The organism is Lactobacillus sp. B4026 (assembly GCF_026535825.1).
GTDB classification, from domain to species: Bacteria; Bacillota; Bacilli; order Lactobacillales; family Lactobacillaceae; genus Lactobacillus; species Lactobacillus panisapium.
In genome coordinates, this window is record NZ_JAFNPD010000003.1 from 101,287 (window position 1) to 117,669 (window position 16,383).

The 16,383-nt window shown below is 38.1% G+C and carries 14 protein-coding genes; 12 read left to right on the forward strand and 2 right to left on the reverse strand.

The genetic code is table 11. From position 1 onward, the window contains the following. Positions 1-192 precede the first annotated feature (192 nt). The 6 genes from J3U69_RS03795 (at position 193) to J3U69_RS03820 (ending at position 5,320) form a co-directional block, all read left to right on the forward strand. Positions 193-1,278: a D-alanine--D-alanine ligase family protein gene (locus tag J3U69_RS03795; RefSeq protein WP_220232655.1), complete on the forward strand. Its 1,086-nt coding sequence runs from the start codon at positions 193-195 to the stop codon at positions 1,276-1,278. A gap of 26 nt (positions 1,279-1,304) precedes the next feature. Then, positions 1,305-2,063, forward strand: a complete 759-nt coding sequence (locus J3U69_RS03800) for a transcriptional regulator (RefSeq protein WP_220232657.1) — start codon at positions 1,305-1,307, stop codon at positions 2,061-2,063. Positions 2,064-2,185: 122 nt separating this feature from the next. Then, complete coding sequence (locus J3U69_RS03805; protein WP_416381935.1) at positions 2,186-3,310, forward strand: YibE/F family protein; 1,125 nt, start codon at positions 2,186-2,188, stop codon at positions 3,308-3,310. Further along, positions 3,307-4,068 (forward strand): YibE/F family protein, encoded by a 762-nt coding sequence (locus tag J3U69_RS03810; protein WP_220220592.1) that lies wholly within the window; start codon positions 3,307-3,309, stop codon positions 4,066-4,068. The genes J3U69_RS03805 and J3U69_RS03810 overlap by 4 nt, the downstream gene beginning before the upstream one ends. After that, a complete protein-coding gene (locus J3U69_RS03815; RefSeq protein ID WP_267413085.1) occupies positions 4,065-4,883 on the forward strand; it encodes an alpha/beta hydrolase in 819 nt (272 codons plus the stop codon). Before J3U69_RS03810 ends, J3U69_RS03815 begins: the two co-directional genes overlap by 4 nt. A 170-nt stretch (positions 4,884-5,053) precedes the next feature. Next, positions 5,054-5,320, forward strand: a complete 267-nt coding sequence (locus J3U69_RS03820) for a hypothetical protein (protein WP_220220594.1) — start codon at positions 5,054-5,056, stop codon at positions 5,318-5,320. A gap of 154 nt (positions 5,321-5,474) precedes the next feature. Here J3U69_RS03820 and J3U69_RS03825 read toward each other — a convergent pair whose 3' ends face one another. Then, positions 5,475-5,840 carry an aggregation promoting factor surface protein gene (locus J3U69_RS03825; RefSeq protein ID WP_220220595.1) on the reverse strand — a complete coding sequence of 122 codons (366 nt, stop codon included), beginning with the start codon at positions 5,838-5,840 and terminating at the stop codon, positions 5,475-5,477. Positions 5,841-5,999: 159 nt separating this feature from the next. Between J3U69_RS03825 and J3U69_RS03830 the strand changes: the two genes are divergently transcribed. Further along, the gene (locus J3U69_RS03830; protein ID WP_267413086.1) at positions 6,000-8,543 is read left to right on the forward strand and encodes a M1 family metallopeptidase; all 2,544 of its coding nucleotides are present in this window, start codon (positions 6,000-6,002) and stop codon (positions 8,541-8,543) included. Positions 8,544-8,822: 279 nt separating this feature from the next. On the opposite strand, the gene J3U69_RS03835 is transcribed toward J3U69_RS03830, so the two are convergent. Next, complete coding sequence (locus J3U69_RS03835; protein ID WP_220220598.1) at positions 8,823-10,034, reverse strand: L,D-transpeptidase family protein; 1,212 nt, start codon at positions 10,032-10,034, stop codon at positions 8,823-8,825. A 110-nt stretch (positions 10,035-10,144) separates the two neighbouring features. Here J3U69_RS03835 and J3U69_RS03840 point away from each other — a divergent pair, with 110 nt between their 5' ends. The 5 genes from J3U69_RS03840 to J3U69_RS03860 all read left to right on the forward strand — a co-directional run bounded on the left by J3U69_RS03840 (position 10,145) and on the right by J3U69_RS03860 (position 16,236). Beyond that, positions 10,145-10,936 carry a DUF4931 domain-containing protein gene (locus tag J3U69_RS03840; protein ID WP_220232661.1) on the forward strand — a complete coding sequence of 264 codons (792 nt, stop codon included), beginning with the start codon at positions 10,145-10,147 and terminating at the stop codon, positions 10,934-10,936. Between the two features lie 135 nt (positions 10,937-11,071). Then, on the forward strand, positions 11,072-11,686 hold the full coding sequence (locus J3U69_RS03845) for an ECF transporter S component (protein WP_220220600.1): 615 nt from the start codon (positions 11,072-11,074) through the stop codon (positions 11,684-11,686). A 131-nt stretch (positions 11,687-11,817) separates the two neighbouring features. After that, the gene (locus J3U69_RS03850) at positions 11,818-12,567 is read left to right on the forward strand and encodes an ABC transporter ATP-binding protein (protein WP_103752803.1); all 750 of its coding nucleotides are present in this window, start codon (positions 11,818-11,820) and stop codon (positions 12,565-12,567) included. Between the two features lie 10 nt (positions 12,568-12,577). After that, positions 12,578-14,380 (forward strand): FtsX-like permease family protein, encoded by a 1,803-nt coding sequence (locus tag J3U69_RS03855; RefSeq protein WP_267413087.1) that lies wholly within the window; start codon positions 12,578-12,580, stop codon positions 14,378-14,380. Between the two features lie 62 nt (positions 14,381-14,442). After that, a complete protein-coding gene (locus J3U69_RS03860; RefSeq protein WP_267413088.1) occupies positions 14,443-16,236 on the forward strand; it encodes an FtsX-like permease family protein in 1,794 nt (597 codons plus the stop codon). Positions 16,237-16,383 lie beyond the last annotated feature (147 nt).

Genomic DNA, 16,383 nt, shown 5'->3' on the forward strand with positions numbered 1-16,383 from the left:
GATTACGAGCAAAGCGAATTTTCACAATGAAAAAAAGCGGACTATTAACTAATTGAAAAATTACTCATGTTTTTTAAGATTTAGGTTCGGATTAAAAAAATATTTCTAAAATTCGGCTAATTTGTGCTTTTTTAGGCTTACATTGCCGTATAATTAAAAAGTTAGAAACATTAATTAAGAGGTAAAAATAAAATGACTAGGAAAACACAGGTTGGCCTAATTTTTGGTGGCAATTCATCCGAATATGAAGTCTCAATTATGTCAGGCCACAATATTTATAATGCAATTGATCAAGATAAGTTTGATGTTCACCCGATTTGGATTACCAATGACGGGTACTTGGCTAGTGAAGCAGATTCTTTTAAGGTACTTAAAGATCCACACTATACGGTGCAAAATCCGCACAAAGTCGCTAATATTTCTAATCTAATTGAGTTAGCTAATTTACCTGAAATCGATGTTTTCTTCCCAATTGTCCACGGTAACTTAGGCGAGGATGGCAGCCTGCAAGGTTTATTTAGAATTTTGGATAAGCCATTTGTAGGTGACGATGTTTTATCTGCTGCAGTAACAATGGATAAGGAATTTACCAAGATTTTGGCGCAACGAGCTGGTGTTCCAGTTGCCGACTGGATTGCAATTAAACGCTTTGAATATGACGAAGAAAATAATGCTAAATGTGATTACGCAAAAGTAAGCGAAAAATTGGGTGGCGACTTGTTTGTTAAGCCATCTAATCAAGGCTCATCTGTTGGGGTTCACCATGTTACAAGCGAGAAAGAATACCGTGAAGCTTTAGCCGATGCCTTTAGGTATGATGATAAAGTTTTAGTAGAAGAAACGATTCATGGTACTGAAGTTGAAGTTGCTGTTTTAGGCAATGACAAGCCGCTTGTTTCTGGGGTAGGTCAAATTATTAACGCTGCGGGAACCTTCTATAGTTATGAAAATAAATATGATGATGATTCCACCACAACGCTGCAGATTCCAGCCGAATTACCAGCAGAAATTGTTGAAAAAATTCGGGCTAATGCTTTAAAAGTTTACCAAGCAACTGAATGTAGTGGTTTGGCTCGGGTTGACTCTACTTTACGTGAAAGTGACCAGAAGATTGTTTTGACTGAAGTCAATGCATTACCAGGTTTTACTAACATTAGTATGTATCCAAAACTGTTCGAAGAAGCGGGCATTCCTTATTCTGAATTAATCACACGGTTAATTGAAATCGGCCAAGAACGTTATGAGCATAAAAAGACGTTGCTACATAAAATCGGTTAATTAGATTGTGCTGGGAGTAATATTTTATGACTAAAGATAAGCATGATTTTGAAGAATTGACCGCCCCTGCAGCAACAGCTAAGGAATTGCAGATTAGTGTTGCCACTTTGCGCAAATATTCCTTAATAGTTGAAAAAGTTGCCGGTAAGCCTGATTATTACGCTAGAACCAAACAAAATGCCCGGTTATATAGTAAAAAGGATGTTCAAGACTTAAAGGATTTTCATAAGTTAGCACAGGAAAATGGCCTTACTTTGCAAGAAGCGGCACAGCAGATTTTTGCTGTGAGTGATAAAAGCGCAAAAGAATCAAATGCCGTGGACGAACCTAACAATGAAGTGATGAGCACACCGCAGGTAATGAAACTTCTTAATGCCTTGCAACAGACTATCGGACAACAAAATTCAGCGCTTGCGAAATTACAAAAGCAGTTAAATCGAATTGAAAAGCAGAATAAAGATCTACTAACAAGACAGAAGGAGTTAGAAAATTCATCTGCCAAAGAAGCCGATTTTGCTAGCTTACCTGATATTTCAGGAATTGTAACCGATGATCTGGCAACTGCACCAATTTTTGCTGAAGAAACTAAACCACTGACGCCTGCTGAAAAGCGGGCGCAGGTTGCTAATGATGAACAAAAATCGAGCAAAGAAGTGCATGATGAAATTTTGTCAAAAGCACAAGAAAACGCCCAAAAAAGTACGGTTAATGCGCACCGGACATTGTCAGATATGCAAGTAGAACCGGAAAAAAAGCACTGGTGGCAAAAATTTATTGATATGTAGATTAAGTAAAAACGACTTTTAAAAAAAAGCCGTTTTTATTAATGCCAAATTTAGCAAACTTAAGTTAAACTTTTAATTATGATATCCGCTTTTGAGGTACAGTAGACAAGTATAGATTAAGGATGATTACATTGAAAAAAACTAAGCAGCGCTATATGTTGGCGCTAGTTGTAGCCATTATTGGACTGGCCTTGACGGCGTGTACTTATTTTGCCACTGACATCTACACTAAGCATGATGTAGCAGTAATTACGGACCGCACGATTAAGGACACTTTAGTTGAAAAAAGTACGGATGTGTATAACAACAAGGACGAAACCAGAAAACAGGTGCTTCACCTCAAAGTTTTATCTGGCAAGCATAAGAACCAAACTTACCGAACGGTCAATTATTATTACCCATCGCAATTGATTACGCAAAAATACCGGGCTGGTCAGCGGATTTTTGTCAATATTAAACATAATGATCCGGCTATTCAAACGCCTAAACGCGATTGGGTGTTGGTTTTAGCACTGACAGTCATGGCGACACTAATGGTAGCCGTTTCTGGTAAAAACACGCTGGGACTGATTGCGTCCATGGCTTTGAGCTGGCTCCTGTTTTACCTCGTAATTATGACCGATATTAAACTGAACGGCTCGTATATTGTGCTGCTCTTTGGCTTTGCTGACATCGTCTTTTCCTTTTTCAGCTTATTGCTTGTTCAAGGACTTAATAAAAAAATGCTGGCGACCTGGGCCGCGACGCTGTTAGGAGTCTTTGTTTCGTTTGCTTTGTGCTACTTAATTATGCGCCTTACGGGAGAGTCCGAAATCAAATATGAAACTGGCGATTACGCTACCCAAGATCCCCGCGGCATTTTTTTAGCACAGACCTTGCTCGGCATTTTAGGAGCAGTGATGGATGAAGCAACGGATATTATCTCAAGCTTATATGAGTTAATTCAGACTAAAAAAGATTTGACTGCCAAACAGCTGATTGAAAGTGGCCGAACAATGGGCCAAGAGATTATGGGACCACTGATTAATGTGTTAGTGCTGATTTTCATGTCTGAAGCGTTGCCGCTAACAATTATTTATTTACGTGACAACAACACTTTAAGTTCCACCTTTGGCTTCACCTTATCTTTAGGAGTAACGCAAAGCGTTATCTCCGCAATTGGAATTGTTTTGACGGTCGTTTTCGCGACTGGCTGTAGTTTATTCTTCTTAGAAGGTCAAAAATGGAAGGAGTGGAATAAAAAGTGAACACATTAATGGCACTGATAATCGTTTTGGCAATATTAATGACGGTCATTGGCGGTGAAACCGGCATTCGTAGTTTTTTCAGTGTGCTAATTAACACCTTATTGTTAATTTTGCTGGCAATTCTGATTTCATGGGGTATTAGCATTCCCGTGTTAATTTTGATTTTTATTCCACTCAAATTAGTGACAATAATCTTTTTGGGAACGCATGACTATCAAGTAGCGAAAAACTCATTTTATTCTGCTCTAATTGTGTGTTTAGTTGTCAGTTGTTTGATTTTAGGATTCGAATGGCTGGCACAAGCTGCTGGTCTAGGCCCAGAAGCAGGAGAGATTCTCGTTGGTTTATCACAAATGCCGGGGCTAAGTTATCCGCTAATTGCCGTAGCTGTTGCGATTTTTTCAACGCTTGGAGCGGTTGCGGAAGCGGCGGTTGCAATGAGTTCTGGATTATTAGAAATTAAAAAGCACAATCCCGAGATTACCCATGAAGAACTACTGAATAGTGGGGCAAAAATCGGCAACGATGTTTTAGGAACAGCGATGAATACCATTTTATTTGGCATGTTTGGTAGCTTTCTTTCCCTATTTTTGTGGTATATTAGGCTCAATTACACATTAGGTGAAATTTTAAATGAAAAATTATTTGTCAATGAAACGCTTATTATTATGTATTCATTGATTGGTGTATTACTAACTGTGCCATTATCGACTGCTTTTTTAGCAAAAAAGATGGCTAAACGTGAGGTGAAAAAATGAAAGTAAATGATTTAACGTTAACTAACTTTAACAAGCGGGAGTTTAAAGTTCATACTTATACTCTGGATTCAATTGGTGACTTAGTGACTCCTAAGCATCCGCTTGCTATTATTATTCCAGGTGGCAGTTTTGACCACTTGTCTTTACGAGAAGGCGAGCCGGTAGCACTTGCCTTTAATAACTGCGGCTTCAACAGCGTTGTAATGGAATATAACTTGGTTCAAGATGAAGGTGATATCTATCCGGATGCGGGGCTAGATGTATTGACTACGGTTAAGTACTTTCGTGATCACGCGCGTGAATACAATATTGATCCTGCAAAAATTGTTACTGTTGGTTTTTCAGCTGGCGGTCACGTGGCCAGCTTTGCCAATAGCATGGCTAACTCTCCTAAATACCAAAAAGAATTTTCTTTTACCAGCAGTGCCGTCTTACCATCTAAGACTATTTTAGGGTACCCGTTAATTAACTTAGCTAAAATTGGCTTTGATGTCCCCGCTGAAGAGGAGGGCAAAGTACCGCCAGATGAGTTTGTTAAAAATAGCTCATTGGGTGTAACTGCCAAAACGCCTGCAACTTTTATTTTTCATGCGTGGGATGATCCCGTTGTATTAGTGACAAATACCATGGAATATATTGCTGCTTTACATGCTAAAAATGTGCCATGTGAGGTTCATATTTTCAATCGTGGTGGTCACGGCTTTTCATTAGCCCGTAAGGATATGGTAATAAAAGGGCGCGAGTGGCAGGAAAATCCGCATGCGGCCCACTGGTTTAAGTTAGCTCAAGAGTGGTTGGCCAGCGAATGGTCATAAATAGGCAGTGTAGCTGCTTTTTGTGGGCTATTTGCCAGCATTTAGACTTACTAGAAAGAATATTAATATAAAAATTAAAAAGTGCGAATTTTTTTAAACAAAAGTATTGCATTTATTTCTAAAAGGTATATAATTGCACATATTTGAATCAAAAGAAAGGACATGATTTTTTGAAGTTAACGAAAATAAAAATTTTAACAGCAATTAACGGCGTACTAACTTTAAGCAGTCTAATCATGTTATTCTTTGGATTGTGTAATCAAGTTAATGAGTCAAGTCGCCTTTTAGATGATGAGCAAACAATTGCCCTTAATAGTGGGAATGGTTTATTCATCTTTACAGCAATAATTGCCGTAATCATTTTTGGATTTGCCTTCTTTGCCAGTTGGCTGAGAAGTGAACCTGCGAAGGCTCATTTGTTAAGACACCATGCTTAATTAAGAAAAAACTGCACTTTTGGTAAGACACAAAAGCGCAGTTTTTTTATTTGGTTTTGATTAATGACAATCAAAAATAGGACAAAATAAAAAACAGCTTAGTCAATTACTAAACTGTTTTTATTATTAGGAAAACTGAAATCTATTACTCTTTTTAATACCAATGATGACTTAACCAAAAGCTCTTGGCATTAACCCATGAACCGTAGCGGCCGTATACGTAATTATCGGCAACTCGTTCCTGGTTCTTAGGGGAATAATTACCATGAAGGTAATTAATGTTTAATTGGTACTTACCGTAACACACACCATTTCTAGCATAGTAGTTACCACCGGATTCTCTCATTGCAATCCAGTTCTTGGCAGCACGTTCACGCTTAGATAATTTTCTAGCAGCTTGAACAGTTTGAACATTTGAACTGGTGTTAGTTGTTTGCGCAACAACAGTAAAACCAAAAGATAGTGCTAAAGCTGCAATTAACTTAGTTAACAGACTTTTATTTTTCTTCAATTTCTTCATTCCCTATAAAAAAGATCATTTATTTACTATGGATAATCATACACATGCAATATTTCATTGTTGTTACAGAATTAACACGCGACTCTTACAATCAAGTTTTAATGTTATTTCTGCATAGTTTTGGTAGAATTTAGAGGAAACTATTCTAGGAGGTAGATTATGACTGCAAAACATTTTTATGAAACTTTTCATCCTGATCATTATGACTTGTTTATTGATGTTAACCGTGAACAGAAAACAATTACCGGTACTTCAACAATTACCGGTGAGGCAATCGAAGATACAATTTTAATTAACCAAAAATATATGACTATTACAAAAGTCATGTGTGATGGTACTGAGGTTCCTTTCACCGTTGATGATGAGGACGAAGCAATAAAAATTGCGGTAGGCAAAACTGGCAAAGTTACAGTTGAGATTACTTATTCCGCACCACTAACTGATACTATGATGGGAATTTATCCTTCATATTACAAAGTGAATGGCGTTAAAAAACAGATTATTGGAACACAATTTGAAACTACCTCAGCTCGTCAGGCTTTCCCATGCGTTGATGAACCTGAAGCAAAGGCCACTTTTTCGTTAGCCCTTAAATATGACGAGCACGAAGGCGAAACGACAATTGCTAATATGCCGGAAATCAAGGTTGAAAATGGCGTTCACTATTTTGAAAAAACAGTTAGAATGTCCAGTTACTTGATTGCGTTTGCGTTCGGTGAATTACAATCTAAGATGACAGAAACCAAAGACGGCGTCAAAGTAGGCGTGTTTGCGACTAAAGCGCATCAAGCTAAGGAACTAAACTTTGCGCTTGATATCGCCAAGCGGGCAATTGAATTTTATGAGGAATTCTATCAAACTAAGTACCCATTACCACATTCTTGGCAATTAGCGCTACCTGACTTTTCTGCCGGGGCAATGGAAAACTGGGGCTTGGTTACTTACCGTGAAGCCGCAATTTTATTGGATCCAGACAATGCTACTCCTGAGCAAAAAGCTTATGTGGCAACAGTTATTGCCCATGAACTTGCTCACCAATGGTTTGGTGATTTGGTAACGATGAAGTGGTGGGACGATTTATGGTTAAACGAAAGTTTTGCCAACATGATGGAATATGTCTCAATTGACGCTTTAGAGCCTGAATGGCATGTTTGGGATAACGTTTACCAAATATCAGAAGTTCCTGCTGCTTTAAATCGTGATGCCACTGATGGCGTTCAACCAGTTCACGTTGAAGTTGAACATCCTGCCGATATTGATTCGATTTTTGATAGTGCGATAGTTTACGCTAAAGGCTCAAGAATGTTAGTAATGGTTCGCGCTTTATTGGGCGACGAGGCATTGCGCAAAGGGCTGAAGTATTACTTTGACCAACATCAGTTTGGCAATGCAACCGGTGACGATCTGTGGAATGCATTGTCTACTGCAACTGACTTAGATATTGGTAAAATTATGCACACTTGGCTCGATCAACCTGGTTATCCGGTTGTCACGGCTAAAGTTAATGCAGAAAATCATTTGGTTTTAAGCCAAAAGCAATTCTTTATTGGTGAAGGCAAAGATGCTAACCGTAAATGGGCAATTCCACTTAACGCCAATTTCGCTGCGCCACAAATTATGTCAGAGCGTGAACTTGATCTTGGTGATTATCAAGACCTGCGTGCAAAAGCTGGTCATGCATTACGCATTAATGTTGGTAATAGTTCGCACTTTATTGTTAACTATGACGAAACATTGATGAATGATATTATGACCGAAGTTGATCAATTACAGCCAGTTGACCAATTACAACTCTTGCAAGACTTGTCCTTGCTTGCCGCGGGTAACCAAATTTCTTATGCGCAAATCATTCCGCTATTGCCGAAGTTTGCTGCATCTAGATCTAATATTGTTATTAATATTTTATTCAATATTGTTGATCAATTGCGGAAATTTGTCACTCCCGGATCGGCTGACGAAAAAGCGTTGAAGGCATTTTGCAATAAATTATCTGCCGAAAATGTAACCCGCTTAGGCTGGCAAGCCAAAGAGACTGATACTTCAGATGATAAACTGATTCGACCAATCGTCTTAATGGCTGCGCTATATGCAGAAAATTCTTCTATTTATGCAGCAGGTCACCAAATTTTTACAGAAAATAAGGACAATTTAGCAGCCATTGAGGCATCAGTACGGCCTCATGTTTTAGTAAATGAAGTTAGAAATTATCATCAACCTGGTCTTGTTGCCGACTTAATTAAGCAGTACCAAGAAGCAGTAGATCCATACTTTAAGCAAGACTTGTTAGCAGCTATTACTATGACTAAGGACAAGAATGAATTAGAGAAGATTGTGGATAATTTGGAAAATGCTGATATTATCAAACCCCAAGATCTTCGTGCTTGGTACCGCTCCATTTTACTTAACCAGAATGGTCAACAATTAGCATGGGATTGGTTACGTCAAGACTGGTCATGGCTTGAAAAGACAATCGGTGGCGATATGGAATTCACAAGTTATATCACTGTAACTGCGAAAGTTTTCGATACCGCACAAAGATTAACGGAATTCAAGGAATTCTTTGAGCCAAAAATCGATCAACCAGGACTTGGTCGTGAAATTAAGATGGATACACGCGTAATTGCAACAAAAGCTGCTTTAGTTGCAAATGAAAAAGCTCAAGTTAATGAAGCAATCAAGGCAATTTTGTCGCAGGATAAGTAGTAATCTAACACTTATCAAGTTCGTATCATTAGGTTAATATTGATAGACTTAAAACACCAAGCTAAACATTTAGCTTGGTGTTTTTTCATTGGTGCAAAATAACACTTTAAGTAATTAATTGTAATTTATTAATGGTAATAGTAATTGACGTAGCAGAATAGGCACTTTTATCGTACCAGCTTTTCCCTTATTAACAAATGCGCTAGTAAATTAAAAGGGCATGCTGCTGTAAATTGCAACATGCCTTTTTAATTATTATTAACTTAGAGTATTCACGAGTTAGTCATAGACGATGACTGCTTCATGCTTAACAACATTATGCCAAACATGCTTGATTTCACCTGGCTTAATATTGACGCAACCGTGAGAACCGCCCCGCAAGTACGCCTTTTTACTCCAATCGCCGCGCCAACTGGCATCATGCAATCCGCAACCGCTAAGAGTAAATGGCATCCAGTATTTTACCGGAGAGGCATACTTTGAACCGTCATTGTTGCGGCCACGTAAAACAGCAGGCGACTCTTTATACTGAATATACCATACGCCAGTAGGGGTACGGTTTCCTTTGCCGCCATTTTCAGTTCCAGTAACAACATCGTTTAAGTGAACGGCTAATTTGCCTTTTCTGACAATCCATAATTCTTGTTTCTTGAGAGAAACAACAACATAATCATTTCCGATTCCATGATTGGACTTGTTATAGCCTAGACCATAAGTACTGTAGCCTAAACCATAGATGTAATCTTCACCATTTAAGCTGGTTGTACCTTTTAAAAAGGCCTCTTCAACTGCTTTTTGCGCTTTTTTGACGTTAACGCCCCAGCCGTAGCTCTCATTTTTGACGGTAATTGCTTTACTATTAAGCTTATTTTTAACCGGTACTTTAAACTGGTAGCTTTTATGAATTGTCGAAACTTCTTGGTCGATCTTATTTAATTTCGCTGTTAGATTCTCCGAATTAATAAACGAGAATGTACCTTGTTTAAAAATGACCTTGTTAAGGAGCTCATTTGCCTTTAATTTATAGGACTTACCGGCAACTTTGTAGGTAACGCTGGCACGACTAACTGACGTTAATTTGCTGTTGGCACTTTCTAAATCAGTATAGTAGTACTCGTAATTTTTCTTGTTGGGCATGGTTGTGTGTTGTTTAGCAAAATAATCACGCACAGTTTGCCGATCAATTGTGTTAATGCTGGGATCACGCTCGATTGCGACTTTACCTTTTTCAAGGGTCACAATATTGTTGGCCTGGCGGTTAATTTTGGCCGTTGCCTTGGCAACAGTTAAATTACCCACTTTAACACCATAAATACTTACATTAGGGTTAAAATGGTTGGTGGCAAATTCTCTTGCCTGTCTTTGTGACTCGACATGGTGGTTATATAAAACTACGCCGAAAACAACCGCTAAAATTAAAACAATTCCAATAATGATTAGGTAAAGATTGTTGCGATTATTGTATTTTTTTAAGTTTTTTCTCGATTCCATAATTTTTACCCACTGTAAATAATTTTTTAAAAATAATTGCGGTTCCAGTTTATCATCTATTGTGGCTCTAGTAAAATACAATAGTTAAAAAACTTGTTTAGGAGGTTCGCATGGAAAATGATCCGTTAATTTTTGATGTTAATATTGCCAAAGAAAAGCCCAATTCATACCGGAAAACCAAGAATAAGTCAGGCTGTCCCTTTTGCGCACCAGATGAATTGAGTAACATCTATGACCGTAACGGCGATATGATTTGGTTGCGCAACAAATATCCTACGTTGCGTGATACGGTTCAAACCGTTCTAATTGAGTCGAGCGATCATCAAGGCGATATTACCACTTATTCTACTAAACAAAACCGGGCGTTAATGCGTTTTTCTTTAGCATGCTTTAATAAAATGCGAAAGCAAGAAGAATTTCGGTCAACCTTGTGGTATAAAAATTTTGGCCCGCAATCGGGTGGATCACTCATTCATCCTCATATGCAGATTGTTGGCCTGAAAAAGCAAGACGGCTACCATTATTTGTCAGAAAAGAATTTTAATGGGGTTACTTTGTTTAACCAGGAAAACGTAGAAGTCAATATTGCCCGTTTTCCGGTTCAAGGCTATATTGAAATTAATATCAATTTGCTTAATAGCGCCGGTATAGACTTGTGGGCAGATTGGATTCAATGCGGAGCAAAATATATGCTGACGGTTCTTTCGAATGGCCGGTGTGATTCGTATAACCTCTTTTTTTATCCGCGAAAAAATAATGTGATTTGTGCTAAGCTGATTGCGCGTTTTGCTGCGCCACCATATTTTGTTGGCTACAAACTATCCCAAGTAGATAACGAAGAGAAATTACAGGACGAGGCCCAAAAATTACGGCAGTTTTTTGCCATCACCAATAATAAATAATTAAACTTGCTGCAGATAGCATTGATAGTTTTTCTTTATGCCATTATTATAATTTTTAATAATCTTAAGCACGATTATTTGCGGCTTATTTGGTTTAGCAATATAATGACAACGTGTTATTTAAGGAGAAATCAGATGCGTAGAGAACAAACTAGAAACTTGGCAATTACTGCCTTATTTATTGCAATTTTTTTACTGCAGACTTTCGTCCCTAATATTGGTTATATCCGTATTTTGCCTGGCTTGCCTGCAATTACTACAGCGCCGTTGACAGTTGCTGTTTATTCACTGTTAATGGGACCGGTTGCCGGAACTTGTTTTGGCATTTTCTGGGGACTGCTACGGGTGATCCTAGCATATACCCAGCCTGGTGATATGGTCAGCTTAATCCTATTCCAGAATATTTTTATTTCATTTATCCCAAGTATTTGTGCGGGACTTTTCCCAGGGCTAATTGGTAAGGCCAGTCAAAATAAGAGTAGAGGCGTTAAAGAAGGCAGCTATATCGTTGCTGGTGCAGTTACGTCATTAACAAATACGGTTTTAGTCATTCTTTTGACTAGTCTCATTTTTATGGGAAATTCCTCCAGGCTAATGGGGTATATGGGCAATTTTGCCACGGGAACACCTTTGATCCAAGCACTGATTATTGCGCTTGGCATGAATGGACTGATTGAAGCAATCTTTACTGCTATCGTTACGCCAATTATTGTTACCCCGTTAAAAACCGTGATGAGTAGAGCTAGATAGTCCGTTTTTAGATAAATAATTAAATTTAAAAGTCATTTGCTTTGCAAATGGCTTTTTTTGTTTGACAAGTTCAAAATAATGGAATAGTGTATTAGTTAAATAATACAGAGAAATGACAGTGAGGTTGAATTATGACTGAAATTTTACGAGTAGATCAAGTTACTAAAACCTACGGTAAACGAGGAGAAAAGCAATATCAGGCACTTAAGGGGATTAATTTCGCCGTTAATTCAGGTGAATTCGTTGCCATCATGGGTGCTTCTGGTTCAGGTAAAACCACTTTGCTTAATATTCTTTCTACACTTGATAAACCGACAACGGGCCACGTTTTTATTAATCACCAAGACAACAGCACACTTAATGCCAACCAGCTAGCAGACTTCAGGAGTAAGCAAATCGGTTTTATTTTTCAAGATTTTAATTTACTGGAAAATTTGACTAACCGCGAAAATATTGCCTTACCGTTGACACTTCAAGGGGTAAAGTCTAGTCGAATTGATCCGTTAGTTGACCGTATTGCTGCTAGGTTAAGTATTAGTCAGATTATTAATAAATATCCGGCTGAAGTTTCTGGCGGGCAGAAGCAGAGAGTTGCCGCAGCTAGGGCTTTAGTACATGAACCAGCAATTTTATTAGCTGATGAACCCACTGGAGCTCTTGATTCAAAGAGTGCGCGTGAACTGTTAGATACAATGAGCGACTTAAATACAAACGATGGTATTACAACCCTAATGGTTACGCATGATCCACTTGCCGCCAGTTTTGCTAGCCGTATTTTGTTTATTAAAGACGGAAAAATAGGTGAGCAACTACTCAAGCAAGATTTACCGAGACAAAAGTTTTATCACCAATTGCTTGAACACTTAGGTACTGAAGAATAGGGTGAAAATCATGATTTGGAAACTTTCTTTAACGGGCATCAAAAGCCGACTTAAAGACTATCTCGTTCTTTTTTCAGGCTTAATAGTTGCTAGCATGATCTTTTACATGTTCTTAACGATTGCTATTAATCCTTCTTTTATTAGTCATGATGTCAATGCCTCAACGGATTATCTAAATTTCACCTTTGCCTTTGGGATCGTTTTATTAGTCCTGATTACTTTTGTTTACTTAATTAATGCCAATTCGCTTTTGCTCAGTATGCGCAAGCATGATTACGGTATGTTTATGTCGCTAGGAGCTAAAAGCAGCCGCATCGGGCTATTGATTTTTATCGAAACCTTAATTACTGGGATATTGGCTACAATTGCAGGTATTGTCTTGGGCTTTGGCTTAACTGCTATTGTGTCACAATTACTCATTACAAAATTAAATTTACAGATTACTCACTTTGCTGTGATTTATCCGCCAGCAATTGGCTGGACACTCATTTTCTTCATTTTCATGTTCTTTTGGGGCGCTATTCATAATGTGCGAAAATTAACGCACACGCCAATTATTAGCTTACTCAAGGAGGATCAAAAACCTGCTAAACTAGGTAATCATCCGATTAAGCTTGCAGTTGAAGCTGTTTTGGGTCTGCTATTATTAGCGGCTGGTTACCATATCTTGGGTCTGCCTTTAAACATGTTTTTACTAATTATTCCAGGTGCACTCATAACAATTGTTGCAGGAACGTATTTTATTTTTGATGCCGCGTGTGTTGGCGTCATTAATTTCTTAATTAGAAAAAGATCTCTTTCTTATCGCAGATTGCGCGTTTTCATCTTGGGCCAACTGAAGTTTCGCCTGCATGACTTAACTAAAATCTTAACTATTATTTCACTGCTGTTTGCTTTGGCATTGGGTGCAATCACTGTGGGACTTAACTTCACTACTCTTAAAGATTTGGGCAAAGAAAGCATCTATTACGACAATATTGTTGTCAGCGCATCGCCCGCCGTTAAAACCGAAGTTGCCAAATTACATATTTCTACTGAGCAAACCTATCATTATAAAGAAAATCACAAGAATTTATTTTTAATGCGGGATGAGTTAAAAAAGCAGCCGGTTAAAGACAAAGAGGCCTATTTAGCAGGTCATGAACCAACATATAAAACTGTCAATTTAGCACTTAGTGACCTTGCTAAAAGTGATACACATGCAAACAATGCCTTTAGTTCACTACTAGGGACGACTAAGAAAATTAAACTGGTGTCCCATTCTGACTGGCAGAACTTACCCGGTAAGCCTCATTTCTTGTCATTAATGTTAGTTAAAAATTTCGAACAGGATTACCCAACTTTATTAAAGATTCAGCAATTACAATTAAAAGAAAATCCGCATTACCTTAACCAATTTAATGAGAGCAAACCGGTTTTCTATCAATTAATTAGCAATTTCAGTGGCGGGTTTGAATTTATGGGCTTTTTCTTGGGACTCGCTTTCCTGACCATGCTGGCTTCTACCTTGATGTTTAAGGTGCTAAGCGGTGCAGCTAGGGACCGTATTCGTTACCAGATGCTTTATCAAATTGGTGCACGAAGAAGAGTTTTAAGTTCAGCAGTTAAAAGTGAACTGGGTACATTATTCTTGCTGCCTGCGGTATTAGGAATATTAGATGTTTTATTTGGATTGAAACTATTTAGGATTCTTTTGCCTAATCCGTACCATCACTTATGGATTCCATTTACAATTTTTATTGTTCTGTACTTTATCTACTATGCAATCACGGTCAAGCTGTACCAGAAAGTCGTCTTACCACAGGAAAAATAAGCAAATGAAAAAACTAATCTCTCGCTTAGATTTTTTAATACTTTTGCGCTAGGAGAAAAATTATGATTTGGAAATTATCGTTAACCGGAATCAAAAACAGAATGAAAGATTATGTCGTGCTTTTTTCCGGCTTAATTGTTGCCAGCATGATCTTTTACATGTTCTTGACGATTGCTATTAACCCCGCTTTTCTTGCCAAGGATCTTCAGGTTAACCACTTGAATTACGTCAACTATATTTTTACTTTTGGCATCGTGTTGTTGATGATTATTACATTCTTTTACTTGCTCTATGCCAATACCTTCTTGTTAAGCATGCGTAAACACGATTATGGGATGTATATGATGCTCGGGGCAAAAAGCATGCGGATTGGTCTTCTAATTTTCTGCGAAACTTTACTGACCGGGCTAATCGCGGTAATTGTGGGGATTATTTTAGGCTTAGGCTTAACCGCACTTGTTTCTCGGCTGCTAGTCAGCAAGTTGGGTCTAGCAATTAACCACTTTCAGGTAATTTTACCTCGGGCTATTTTAGGCACGATTCTTTTCTTTATTATTATCTTTTTCTTCGGTGCGCTTTTTAATGCGCGCAAGTTAACAAAAACCCAAGTAATCAGCCTGCTGCACGAAGATCAAACACCCGTTAAGTTGAAGCGGCATCCACTATTATTGCTAGTTGAGGGAATAGCCGGCATTGGCCTGCTTGCTTGCGGTTATTATGTGATGACCCTGAACCCCAATAATATCTTCAAGATTATTCCCACAGCTCTGATAACAATTGTTGTTGGTTCATACTTTGTTTTCAATGCGGTCTTCACGTCAATTATTAACTTGCTTTTAAAGAATAAAAAAATTTCCTACCGTGGTATTCGCATGTTTACCTTGGGGCAGCTGAAGTTTCGCTTGCATAGCTATACTCGCATTTTAACCATGATTTCACTTCTTTTTGCCTTGGCATTAGGTGCAATCACGGTTGGCCTTAATTTTAATTCTCTTAAAGAGACAGTTGCCCAAGGATATTACTATGATGCAAGTATTTGTAGCGATTCTAAGCCTGTTAAAAAGGAATTGGCAAAGCTGACATTAAAAAGCCAGCAGACATACCATTATAAAGAGGATCGCCAAAAAGCCTATTTTCAAAGTGCCGAACTGACCAATAAACCACTTAAAAATAAGGAATTAGTTGACTCAAGTACTTCAACCGGCATGATAAAAATGCGCGTTGTAACCGTATCTAAGGATAGTCTTGCGCCAATTCTTAGCAATTTCTTTCCCAATACCGGTAAGGTAGTGCAACTGGTAACAAAAGAAAAGTACCGGCAATTGAAGCAGAAGCCGAAAGCAATTACCTTGATTAGGACGAAAGACTTCGTTCACGACTACCCGCGCATTTTAAAAATAGAGCACATGGAGGTAAAAGAAAACGTAGCTGCAGCTAATGTAACCAATACTAGTAAAGCTAATGCCTATCAAATGGTAGTCGGCTATGTCAGCGGCTTTGAATTCATGGGTTTCTTTCTCGGGCTAGCCTTCTTAACCATGCTTGCTTCAACCTTAATGTTTAAGGTACTCAGTGGTGCTTACAATGATCGCTTGCGCTACCAAATGCTGGCCAAAATGGGAGTGAGAATTAAATTGCTCCGGCGCTCAATCATGATGGAAATTGGTGCGTTGTTCGCACTGCCCGGCATTTTAGGCATAATTGATGTTCTCTTTGGGCTTAAGCTATTTAGGACACTGCTAGAAAATCCTTACAGTGGTCTAATATTACCGTTTACCATTTTTATCATTCTTTACCTCTTTTATTATTTATTGACGGTTAAGTTATATGAAAAAATCGTCTTAAAGTTTAAGTAGTAGCTCGTATTTAGCTGTGAATTATCAGTTCACAGCTTTTTTTTACGGTAAAATTTGGTTGCAAGAAAAGCGCCTTGCAATAAATAGTAAGCGAATTAATAAAAACTATTTAAATATTTATAAAATAATTTTAATATTTTTTATTGA